General features: G+C 70.5%; 9 protein-coding genes. 5 read left to right on the top strand and 4 right to left on the bottom strand.

Annotation, left to right across the window (positions count from 1 at the left end; translation table 11 throughout):
* Window positions 1-10: 10 nt before the first annotated feature.
* The gene (locus CVV72_RS16055) at window positions 11-1,477 is read right to left on the bottom strand and encodes an amino acid permease (RefSeq protein ID WP_219153167.1); all 1,467 of its coding nucleotides are present in this window, start codon (window positions 1,475-1,477) and stop codon (window positions 11-13) included.
* A 178-nt stretch (window positions 1,478-1,655) separates the two neighbouring features.
* Between CVV72_RS16055 and CVV72_RS16050 the strand changes: the two genes are divergently transcribed.
* Window positions 1,656-2,312 (top strand): TetR/AcrR family transcriptional regulator, encoded by a 657-nt coding sequence (locus tag CVV72_RS16050; protein ID WP_219153166.1) that lies wholly within the window; start codon window positions 1,656-1,658, stop codon window positions 2,310-2,312.
* Between the two features lie 7 nt (window positions 2,313-2,319).
* On the opposite strand, the gene CVV72_RS16045 is transcribed toward CVV72_RS16050, so the two are convergent.
* The 3 genes from CVV72_RS16045 to CVV72_RS16035 form a co-directional block, all read right to left on the bottom strand.
* Window positions 2,320-3,585 carry a ribonuclease D gene (locus CVV72_RS16045; protein WP_219153165.1) on the bottom strand — a complete coding sequence of 422 codons (1,266 nt, stop codon included), beginning with the start codon at window positions 3,583-3,585 and terminating at the stop codon, window positions 2,320-2,322.
* A gap of 68 nt (window positions 3,586-3,653) precedes the next feature.
* Window positions 3,654-4,370: a response regulator transcription factor gene (locus CVV72_RS16040; RefSeq protein WP_034318331.1), complete on the bottom strand. Its 717-nt coding sequence runs from the start codon at window positions 4,368-4,370 to the stop codon at window positions 3,654-3,656.
* A 1,011-nt stretch (window positions 4,371-5,381) separates the two neighbouring features.
* On the bottom strand, window positions 5,382-5,945 hold the full coding sequence (locus CVV72_RS16035) for a DUF3000 domain-containing protein (protein WP_034318088.1): 564 nt from the start codon (window positions 5,943-5,945) through the stop codon (window positions 5,382-5,384).
* 88 nt (window positions 5,946-6,033) lie between these two features.
* Here CVV72_RS16035 and hemE point away from each other — a divergent pair, with 88 nt between their 5' ends.
* Genes hemE through CVV72_RS16015 form a run of 4 tightly spaced genes read left to right on the top strand, consistent with a single transcriptional unit; the run spans window position 6,034 to window position 10,559 of the window.
* Window positions 6,034-7,107, top strand: coding sequence for a uroporphyrinogen decarboxylase (hemE, locus tag CVV72_RS16030; RefSeq protein ID WP_219153164.1), 1,074 nt, complete (start codon window positions 6,034-6,036; stop codon window positions 7,105-7,107).
* Window positions 7,104-8,483, top strand: coding sequence for a protoporphyrinogen oxidase (hemG, locus tag CVV72_RS16025; RefSeq protein WP_219153163.1), 1,380 nt, complete (start codon window positions 7,104-7,106; stop codon window positions 8,481-8,483). The genes hemE and hemG overlap by 4 nt, the downstream gene beginning before the upstream one ends.
* A gap of 25 nt (window positions 8,484-8,508) precedes the next feature.
* A complete protein-coding gene (gene hemQ / locus CVV72_RS16020) occupies window positions 8,509-9,201 on the top strand; it encodes a hydrogen peroxide-dependent heme synthase (protein WP_126731581.1) in 693 nt (230 codons plus the stop codon).
* A gap of 11 nt (window positions 9,202-9,212) precedes the next feature.
* Entirely contained in the window at window positions 9,213-10,559 is a 1,347-nt protein-coding gene (locus CVV72_RS16015) for a CoA transferase (RefSeq protein ID WP_219153162.1), read from the top strand.
* Window positions 10,560-10,571: the final 12 nt, after the last annotated feature.

Here is a 10,571-nt window from a genome sequence, read left to right as displayed (position 1 = left end):
GAACCTTCCTTCAGGTCGCGGGGACGGGAACCGTGGTGAGCGCGGAGCGGCGGCGCCAGCAGAGGTAGCCGGTGAGCAGCGCGGCGCCGACGAACTCGATCGGGAACAACAGGACCCAGACGGAACCGGTACCCGCCAGGTCGTAGATCTCGGCTCGTGGCCAAGCGATGTTGACGATCATCATCGCGCCGTACCCTACTGCCGCGATGTTGACCGGAATAGCCCATCGTCCCAAGGAGAAATGGCCGGGCTCGGCGCTGAACCGGCCTTGGCGGCGCCGGACCAGCAGTGGCCCGGTCACCAGGAGATAGGCGAGATAGACCACGACCACCGAAGTGCCGGTGATGGTGCTGAAGATCGTCGGATTCCCCAGATTCAGCAGCAGGAGCCCGATGGCGAGCATCCCGGAAAGCACCGCGGGCGCGATCGGTGTGCCGGTGCGGGCGTTGACCGCGGAAAGCCGCCTGGCGCCGGGGAGCGCGCCGTCGCGGGCCATCGAGTAGATCAGCCGGACGGTGCCGGTCTGGATGGTCAGGGTGCAGACGACGACCGCGATCGCGACGTCGGCGAGGAAGATCCGGCCGAGCGTGTCGCCGAAGACGGCCGTGATCACGTACGGCAGGCCTTTCCCCGCGAGTTGCCCGTCGGTCAGGCTCGGTGCCGCCATCAGCGCGGTGATGACGACGGCGAGCCCGCCGGCTCCGGAGATCAACAGCGCGCGAAGGACGGCGCGCGGTGCGATGCGGCGGGCGTCCTTGGTCTCCTCGGCGACGGAGGCGGCGGTATCGAAGCCGTACAGAACGTAAGCCGCCATCAGTGCCGAAGCGAGAACACCACCGGCTCCCGGGCTTTCGCCGGCGGGCTGGAGCACGACCTGCGGGCCCCGGACGGCGAACAGCGCGAGACCGATGATCAGCACGAGCACGCCGACGAGTTCGGCCCCGACCCCGATGTCGTTGACCCTCGCCATCAGCCGGACGCCGCCCGCGTTGATCGCGGTGGTGAGGACGATCAGGAGGGTGCCGAGCAGGACTGCGTTGCTGGCGCCGGTCGGCGAGGTGATCGCCGGATCCCCGCCGACGACCTGGAAGCCGCTCCAGACCGACGGGAGGACGACCTGCAGCGCGATCGCGGCGCCGGCGAGCGCCACCACGCAGCCCACCAGCATCATCCAGCCGGCGAGCCACCCCGCGAATCCGGGGGAGAGGTGTTTCGCCCACTGGTAAACCGAGCCGGCCAGCGGGAATCGGGCGGCGAGTTCGGCGAAGTTGAGCGCGACGAGCAATTGCCCGGCGATCACCAGCGGCCAGGTCCAGAAGAAGAGCGTGTCGCCGAAGGAATAGCCGAAGGCGAACAGCTGGAACACCGTGGTCAGGATGGAAACGAAGGAGAAACCGGCGGCGAAGGCGGAGAAACCGCCCAGCGTCCGGCGGAGTTCTTGGCGGTACCCGAAGGCGGAAAGGTCTTCGGAAGGCATTTGCGGAGGCTCCTGTCTCAAGGGCCGGATTTCGATCGGCTGACCGAAATTAAGCGCGTGCGGGATCCTTCCGATCTCCGCCGGGTAAGCGCGGTGTTAACAGATACCGGATTCGGTAACCTGGGCCGACCGCCGGACGTAACAAAGATCTTCGCGGAGAAATGGCAGGATCGGATAGATGACGAAAACGACCGGGGTGGGCAGACCGAGAGCCAGCGGCGCGGCCGCGAGCAAGCGGGAGGCGAGGCTCGCCGTCCTGGACGCGGCGGGGGAGCTGTTCACCGGCGCCGGGTACGCGGCGACGACCACACGGGCGATCGCCGAACGCGCCGGACTGCGCCAGGCGTCGCTCTACTACCACTTCCCGTCCAAAGAGGACATTCTCGCGGCACTGCTGGAGGACACCGTCCGGCCGTCACTGGACGTCGCGGGCGGGCTTTCGGCCAAGCTCGCGCCGGTCGGCACACGGCTGTGGGCACTGGCCTACGCGGACATCCACCTGCTCGGCAGCGCGCGGCACAATCTCGGCGCCCTGTACCTGCTGCCCGAGATCTCTTCGCCGCGGCTGGCCCGCTTCCGGGCGGAGCGGGCCGAACTCAAACGCGTCTACGGCTCGCTCGTCGCGGCGGCCGGCGTCCCCGGTGACCTTCGCGGCATCCGGACCGATCTCGTGTTCGGGCTCGTCGAGAGCATCGCGATCGTCCGGCGTGACCAGCCGGATCTGGACGTCGAGGCGCACGCCGTCGAAGGGGCCGACGGCGTGCTGAGGCTCGCCGGTCTCGGGGAACCGGACGCCGCGCTGCGCGAAGCCGGGCGGGACCTGCTGGAGGGCTGAAGCCGGGTCAGGCGGCGGTGGCTTGAAGCGCCTTGCTCAGCACCGCCACCGTCAGCTCGACCTGCCAAGGCCGGGCACCGCCGTCACGGAGGACCTGGGCGACCGAGTCCTCGCTCAGATCCGCGGGCGGACGCCAGCAGGTGCGGCGCACCAGCTCCGGCAGCAGCAGGTTCTCCACCGGGAGCCGCCGGTCCTCCGCGATCGCGGACAGCGCCGCGCGGGCCGCCGAAAGCCGGGCGGCGGCGTCGGGATCCTTGTCCGACCACCGGTTCACCGGCGGCGGTCCGTCGGTCTGCTGCGCGGGGGTCGGCAGTTCGTCGGCGGGGAGCGCCCGGGCGGCCTGCAGATGCCGCAGCCAGCTCGCGGTGTACTTGCGCTGGACCCGGCCGCTGAACACCGGCAGCGCCTGCAACTGGTCGACGGTCTTCGGGTCCGCGGTGACGGCGTTGATGATCGCGCTGTCGGGCAGGATCCGGCTCGGCGCGCGGTCGCGTTTGCGGGCGAGCTCGTCGCGCGCCTGCCACAGTTCGCGCACGGCGGCGAGACCGCGGGCGCTGCGGATCTTGTGCACGCCGGACGTCCGGCGCCACGGCTCGGCCCGGGGGGCGGGCGGCGGCGCGGTGCGGACGGCCTCGAATTCCTGCTGGGCCCATTCGAGCTTGCCCTGGGCGGCCAAGTCGGCTTCGAGTTTCTCCCGCAGCTCGATGAGCAGCTCGACGTCGAGGGCGGCGTAGTTCAGCCAGTCGACGGGAAGCGGGCGCTTCGACCAGTCGGCGGCGCTGTGGCCCTTCTCCAGCTGGTAGCCGAGGAGGAGTTCGACGAGGGTGCCGAGGGCGACCCGTTCGTATCCGGCGAGCCGTCCGGCGAGTTCGGTGTCGAAGAGGCTCTTCGGGTGCAGGTCGAGTTCGGCGAGACACGGCAGGTCCTGAGAGGCCGCGTGCAGCACCCATTCGGCGTTGTTGAGCACTTCCGCGAGGGGTTCGAGCTGCCCTTCGAGCGGAATGGGGTCGATGAGGAAGGAGCCGGCACCTTCGCGGCGCAGCTGCACGAGATAGGCCTTCGGCCAGTATCGGTAGCCGGACGCGCGTTCGGTGTCCACGGCGATGGCCCCGCTGCCGCCCGCGATCTTCGCGCAGGCTTCGGCGAGGGCGGTCGCGTCGGCGATCACCGGTGGAGTGCCCTCGGCGGGCTCACGCAGGAGGACCGGTCCACCGGTGTCATCGGTGCCGGTCTTCGGGTCCGTCTGCGGTTCTCCGGGTCGGTCGCCTTCCATAGGTGAAGACCCTACGGGACGAGCGGGCCGCGCCTGGTCCGCCCGCCCCGCAGGGCTGTTCGCCTTTGTCAGCGGATCACGCCGGCACGCATGGCCAGCGCCACCATCTGAGCCCGGTCACCCGTGCCGAGCTTGCGCCCGATGCGGGAGAGGTGAGACTTCACCGTGAGAGCGGAGAGGCTGAGTTCCTCGCCGATCTCCTTGTTGCTCTGGCCGTCGGCCACGAGCTGCAGCACCTCGACCTCGCGCGCCGAAAGCTCGCGCGGGGTGTTGTCGGTGCCGGCGACCCGGGTGCCGGTGGCCAAGACCGGTGCGACGCTCGGGTCCGCGTAGACGCCGCCCTCGAGCACCCTGCGGACGCCGTCGGTCACTACGACCGGCGATGCCGACTTGAGCAGGTATGCCTGGGCGCCGGCCTGGAACGCCGACCTGACCGCGTACGGGTCGTCTGATGAAGCGAGCACCACTACTCGAGGCCAGCCATGGCTACGGAGTTCCGTAACCAGCTCGATGCCGCTGCCATCCGGCAGTCCGAGATCGAGGATCGCCAGGTCACAAGGCCCGGTGGCCTGTGCTCGCGCCCTCGCCTCGGCCACCGTGGCGGCCTCGTGGACGGTGCCCGCACCCATCTGTGCGAGTCTTGCTGAGATTGCCTCCCTCAACAGCGGGTGGTCATCGACCACCAACACGGAAAAAAGCTCTTCCCGCGGGTGCGGAACCATGCTCGCCGGCAATGAACCGGCTGGCGTGGATCGGACGGCCTGAGAAATGCCGACGGTAGCCACGTCACTACCTCCCTGGAGTCGGTCGTGCCCCCCGACCGGCACCGGGACTTTCGGCCGTTTAGCCGCGCCAGCTTTAGACCGAAAGTGGTGTCGTCGATGGCACTGTAGCCGCCCTGAGGCCTTCGCGGGGGGATCGAATGGGTATCTATCTCAAACGAGTAGTCACTCAGGGAGTTCGTCGTAACACGATCGGGCTAGTACACAGCCGGTGGCTAACACATCGCCGAAAGAACACGATGGACTTCAGTTACCGGGGCTGGACCGACTGTGCAGATGGGCCGTGCACCTGCCGGTGCCTCTGCCCGGGACCCTCGGCGGGCGGTGCGTCGGGGGCCGGAAACCGCCTCCGGCATGGGGCTTGATCAACTTCGCGGAGCGTCATGATCGCTTCGCTCGGTGACGACGATGGTAACGCTCCGGAAGCGTTCAGGCCCACTCCGGACGGTATTTGATCTTGTTGCGGACGGTGACGGCCCGGTTAGCACGAACGGGGTGGTCCAGACCTCTGAACGACCGGCTCCGCGCTGGTCGGAGCTGGTCTAGTCCAGATGGCTCTGAAGGGTCGCTTGGCGGCGTACGGACGCTCTGAGGGGCTCGCAGGCGGAGCAGTCGGGGCGCCTTTGAGTGCTTCGCGCGGCCTCTGCGGACGTCGCGGCTGTCCGTGAAGGCCTCCTTGCCTGCCTTGAGCGTAGTGAAGGGGGCCTTCACGGATTTGCGGGCGGAAGCAAGGGACCTTTAGTACCGCTAGCTTTCCTAGCGCCGCTAGATGGGCCGCCGATCGCAATATAACCCGAATGCCATGTCTCGATTGATGGGAATCCGGCGTGTCGGGACCGTGGCCGACGCTCTCACGGGTCGAAGCGGCTCAGGAGGACTGGCGCGCGCTGCACGTGAGGCGCTCGAGCGAAGTGCGTGAAGGCCCCCTTCCCTCGGCTGAGCCGAGGGAAGGGGGCCTTCACGCGCGGTCGTTGTGGCTGGTGGTGCTACTGAGGCGGTGAAGACCGAAGAGCCTCAGGAGGACTGGCGCTGTTCGAAGAGGGTCACGCCGACCGGCGGCAGCCCCACGACGCTCGCCATCACCTGGCAGAACGCCTGCCCGTGCGGCCGCAGCGCCGCGTCCGTCGGCGTCCAGGACGCCCGGAGTTCCAGATCGTCGGTGCGCGCGGGCCCGGAAATGTCGCCGAACCGGGCCGACGACGTCTCGGTGACCGTGCCGCCCAGCGCCGTCCAATCCGCGCCGGAGCTCTCCAGCGCGTCGGTCAGCCAGGACCAGCCCACGGCGGGGAGGAAGGGATCGGTCGCCAGTTCGCGGTCGAGTTCCGCGCGGACGTACATGACCAGCCGCAGGACCCCGTCCCAGCCTTCCTGGCCCTCCGGATCGTGCAGCAGCACCAGCCGTCCCGACGCCAGCACGTCCGCCGGCCCTTCCACCTCGCAGCTCACCGCGTAGGACCACGGCGCCAGCCGCTGCGGCGGGCGCATCGTCTCCAGCTGGACTTCAGGGCGGGGCCGGACCGATTGCAACGCCGCGACGGCTTCACGGAAGAGATCGGGTACAGACGTCATCGCGGTCACCAACCGACTGTAAGACGCGATCGTCCGGTTCGGGGCGCAGGCGCGCCGAGAGTAAGGCCCCTGAGCGCACATGGCACCATGAACCGTGATGTCTCCTTCAGTTGCTTCTCCCGCGCAGACCGTCCCCGCGGCCCGTCGCGCCCTGCCCGGTGCGCCGTTCCTGGCCGCCGCGCGCGGCGAACGCCCGGCTCACACCCCCGTGTGGTTCATGCGCCAGGCGGGCCGGTCGCTGCCCGAGTACCGGGCGCTGCGCGAGGGCACCTCGATGTTCGAAGCCTGCTTCGACCCCGAGATGCTCGCCGAGATCACGCTCCAGCCGATCCGCCGTCACGGCGTCGACGCGGCCATCCTCTTCAGTGACATCGTGGTCCCGCTCAAGGCGGCGGGCCTCGACATCGACATCGTCGCGGGCACCGGCCCGGTCGTCGCCGAGCCGATCCGCGACGCCGCGGGCGTGCGTGCGCTGCCGGTGCTGGAACCGGAGCAGGTGGAGCGCGTCGCCGAAGGGGTCCGGCTGCTGGTCGGGTCGCTGGGCGAGACGCCGCTGATCGGGTTCGCGGGCGCGCCGTTCACCCTGGCCTCGTATCTCATCGAGGGCGGGCCGAGCCGCAACCACGAGCACACCAAGGCGCTCATGCACTCCGAGCCGGAGCTGTGGCACGAGCTGGCCGGGCGTCTCGCGGACATGGCGATCACCTCCCTCTCCGCGCAGCTCGACGCCGGGGCCGACGCGATCCAGCTGTTCGACTCGTGGGCGGGCGCGCTCTCTGAGCGGGACTACCGCGAGTTCGTCCTGCCGCATTCGGCCAAGGTGCTGTCCGCGGTCGCGGGCTACGGCGTACCCCGGATCCACTTCGGCGTCGGCACCGGCGAGCTGCTGGTCGCCATGCGCGACGCGGGTGCCGACGTGGTCGGCGTCGACTGGCGCATCCCGCTCGACGAAGCCGTCCGGCGGCTCGGCGGCGGTGTCGTCCAGGGCAACCTCGACCCGGCGCTGCTCCACGCGGCCTGGCCGGTGCTCGAAGCGGAGGTCCGGCGCATCCACGCCGAGGGCCGCGCGGCCGACGGCCACATCTTCAACCTCGGCCACGGCGTGCTGCCCGGCGTCGACCCGGACGTGCTGACACGCGTGGTCGGGCTGGTGCACGAGCTCCAGCCGTGAAGACCGTCGCCGTCGTCGGTGGCGGTATCTCGGGACTGACCGCGGCGTACCGGCTGCGGACGCTGCTCGGCGAAGCCGCCCGGATCGTCGTCTTCGAGGCGACCGACTCGCTCGGCGGGAAGCTCCGCACGGTGGAATTCGCCGGTGAACGCTACGACGTCGGCGCGGAGGCCTTCCTCGCCCGCCGCCCCGAAGCGCTCGCCTTGGTCCGCGAGGTCGGGCTGGACGAAAGCCTCGTGCATCCCACCAAGGCCCGCGCCAAGATCCACGCCGGCGGCTCCGTGCTCGGCCTGCCGCCGGGCACGGTCATGGGTGTTCCGGCCTCGGCCGACGCGGTCGCGGGGGTGCTGTCGGAGAAGGGGCGTGCCCTGGTCGAGGCCGAGGCTTCGCTGCCTCCGCTGAAACTGCACGCGGAGGACGTGCCGCTCGGCGAGCTGCTGCGTGAGCGGTTCGGCGACGAACTCGTGGACCGGCTCGTCGACCCGCTGCTGGGCGGCGTCTACGCCGGGGGAGCGGACGGCCTCGGGCTGCGCGCGACCATGCCCGGTCTCGCGTCCGCGATCGATCGCGGCGCGCGCTCGCTCACCGAAGGCGCCGCCTCGCTCATGCCCGCCTCGCCGAGTACGGCGCCGGTCTTCGGCACCCTGCTGGGCGGACTCGGAACACTGATCGCCCGGCTCGCGGAGCTGTCCCGCGCCGAGATCCGGACCGGGACCACGGTGACGGCGCTCGAGCGCACCCCCACCGGCTGGAAGGTCGGCGACCTCGACGCCGACTCCGTTCTCCTCGCCGTCCCGGCGCCTTCGGCACGACGGCTGCTCGACGGTGTCGCGGAAGTGGCCTCGACGGTGTTCGCCAAGATCGAACTCGCGTCGATGGCGGTGGTCGCGCTCGCGCTTCCGCCGGGGACCGCGTTGCCGGAGTCGTCCGGCGTGCTGATCGGCGCAGGGGAGCGGGATGCGGCCGGGAAGCCGTTCGCCGCCAAGGCGTTCACCTTCTCCTCCCGCAAGTGGGCGCAGTACGGCGAAGGCCCGGTGCTGGTGCGCGGCTCGGTCGGCCGCTTCGGCGAACCGGGAGCGCTGCACGCCGACGACGACGAACTCGTGCGCGTGGTCCGCGACGACCTGGCCCGGCTGACCGGGGTCACCGCCGAGCCGATCGACACCCTGGTGACCCGCTGGGGCGGCGGGCTCCCGCAGTACGGCATCGGGCACCTCGTCCGTGTCGAGCGGATCGAACGGGCCGTCGCCGCCGTCCCCGGCCTCGCCGTGGCGGGCGCGACGCTGCACGGCGTCGGGATCCCGGCCTGCATCGCCACCGCCGACGCGGCCGCCCGCCGCATCGCCGGGATCACACCGACCCACGAGGGCTCCTGAGCACCGGCAGTGCCAAGATGGCGGTATGGCGCGGCTGAACTACAACGAGCTCAATGACACCATCCGCTACACCGCCTGGTCGGTCTTCCGGGCCGAGCAGGGCAAGCTCGGCGAAGACCGCGCGAAGGCGACCGCGGAGACCACCGAGTACCTCGACGCCCTGGAGGCCAAGGGCGTCGTCGTCCGCGGCGTCTACGACCTCTCGGGGCTGCGCGCCGACGCCGACTACATGATCTGGTGGCACGCCGAGGAGATCGAGCAGGTCCAGGCGGCCTACAGCGGCTTCCGGCACACTCCGCTCGGCCGCGCGTCGGCGCCGGTGTGGAGCCAGGTCGCGCTGCACCGCCCGGCGGAGTTCAACAAGAGCCACATTCCGGCGTTCCTCGCCGGTGAAGAGGCCCGCAAGTTCATCTGCGTCTACCCGTTCGTGCGCTCCTACGAGTGGTACCTGCTGCCGGACGACGAGCGCCGCAAGATGCTCGCCGACCACGGCAAGGAGGCCCGCGACTACCCGGACGTCCGCGCCAACACGGTCGCGTCGTTCGCGCTGGGCGACTACGAGTGGATCCTGGCCTTCGAGGCCGACGAACTGCACCGCATCGTCGACCTCATGCGGCATCTGCGCGGCACCGAGGCCCGCCTCCACGTGCGGGAGGAGATCCCGTTCTACACCGGGACCAAGGTGGAACCGGCCGAGCTGATCGCGCTCCTGCCCTAGTGAAGGCCTCCGTGGACACGCGCGTCTGGACCACGCTCACCGGCGAGACCCTCGCCGAAGACGCCGTCGAGATCACCGGCCCCGATTCGGTGCTGCCCGGGACCTTCCGGGTCGAGGAGGCGGCGACGACGAGTATCGCCGCGGCGACGCTGGCCGCCGGGGAACTGTTGCGGCTGCGCGGAATCGAGCCGGGCAAGGTCTCGGTCGACACCCGGCACGCCGCCGCGTCGTTCCACAGCGAGCAGTACATCCGGGTCGACGGGGAACCGGTGCCGTTCAGCGCGCCGCTGTCCGGCGACTACCGCGCGAACGACGGCTGGGTGCGGTTGCACTGCAACTACCCGCGGCACGTCTCCGCCGTGTGCTGGGGCCTGGGCGTGCCCGCGACACATGCGGCGTTCGAGAAGGTCGTCGCGGCCAAGTCGAAGTACGAGGTCGAGTCGGCGGTCATCGGCGCCGGTGGTGCCGCCGCCGTCATGCGCACGCGCGAGGAATGGCTGGCGCACAAGCAAGGACAGGCGTCGAGCGCGTTGCCGGTCGCCGAGATCCGGCCGCTCGGGCCGTCGGAACCCGTGCGGCTGTTCGAGTCCGACCGGCCGCTGGGCGGGGTCCGGATCCTGGACCTGACCCACGTCATCGCCGGGCCGGTCGCGGGCCGCGTGCTCGCCGCGCACGGCGCCACCGTCATGCACATCGGGTCGGCCCAGCTGCCGACCGTGCCGCCGCTGGCCGTCGACACCGGGATGGGCAAACTCTCGGCGTACGTCGACCTGGAGACCGAAGCCGGACGCTCGCGGCTCCGTAAGCTGATCGCCCGCGCCGACGTCGTTCTCCAGGGTTTCCGGCCGGGTTCGTTGGTGGCCAAGGGTTTCTCGCCGGAAGCGATCGCCGAACTCCGGCCGGGCATCGTCGTCGCGGACCTGTCGGCGTACGGCTGGGAAGGGCCATGGGCGCGCAGGCGCGGGTTCGACAGCCTGGTGCAGATGGCGTCGGGAATCGCCGATGAGGGCGGCAAGGCCGCCGGGCTCGACGGCCCGGGACCGCTTCCGGTGCAGGCGCTCGACCACGCGACCGGCTGGCTGACCGCGGCGGCGATCATGACCGCCGTCCGCCGGGCCGCCACCGAGGGCGGCAGCCAGCACGTCCGGACGTCGCTCGCCGGGACGGGGGAGTGGCTGAACTCCTTGGGGCGCAAGGAAGCCGGGCCCGCCGGCTTCGACGGCGGCGAATGGCTCGAAGACGTCGAAGGCCGGCTCGGCCGGATCACCCGGGTCAAGATGGCGGGAACCCTGCCGAGCTCGAATCCACAGTGGACCGAAGCGACGCACGTACCCGGAAGCGACCGCCCGGTCTGGTGATCGTGCCGCAAG

The organism is Amycolatopsis sp. TNS106 (genome assembly GCF_019330265.1).
GTDB lineage: Bacteria > Actinomycetota > Actinomycetes > Mycobacteriales > Pseudonocardiaceae > Amycolatopsis > Amycolatopsis lurida.
Note: the sequence above shows the minus strand (reverse complement) of the source record. Positions and strands in the feature narration are given on the sequence as shown.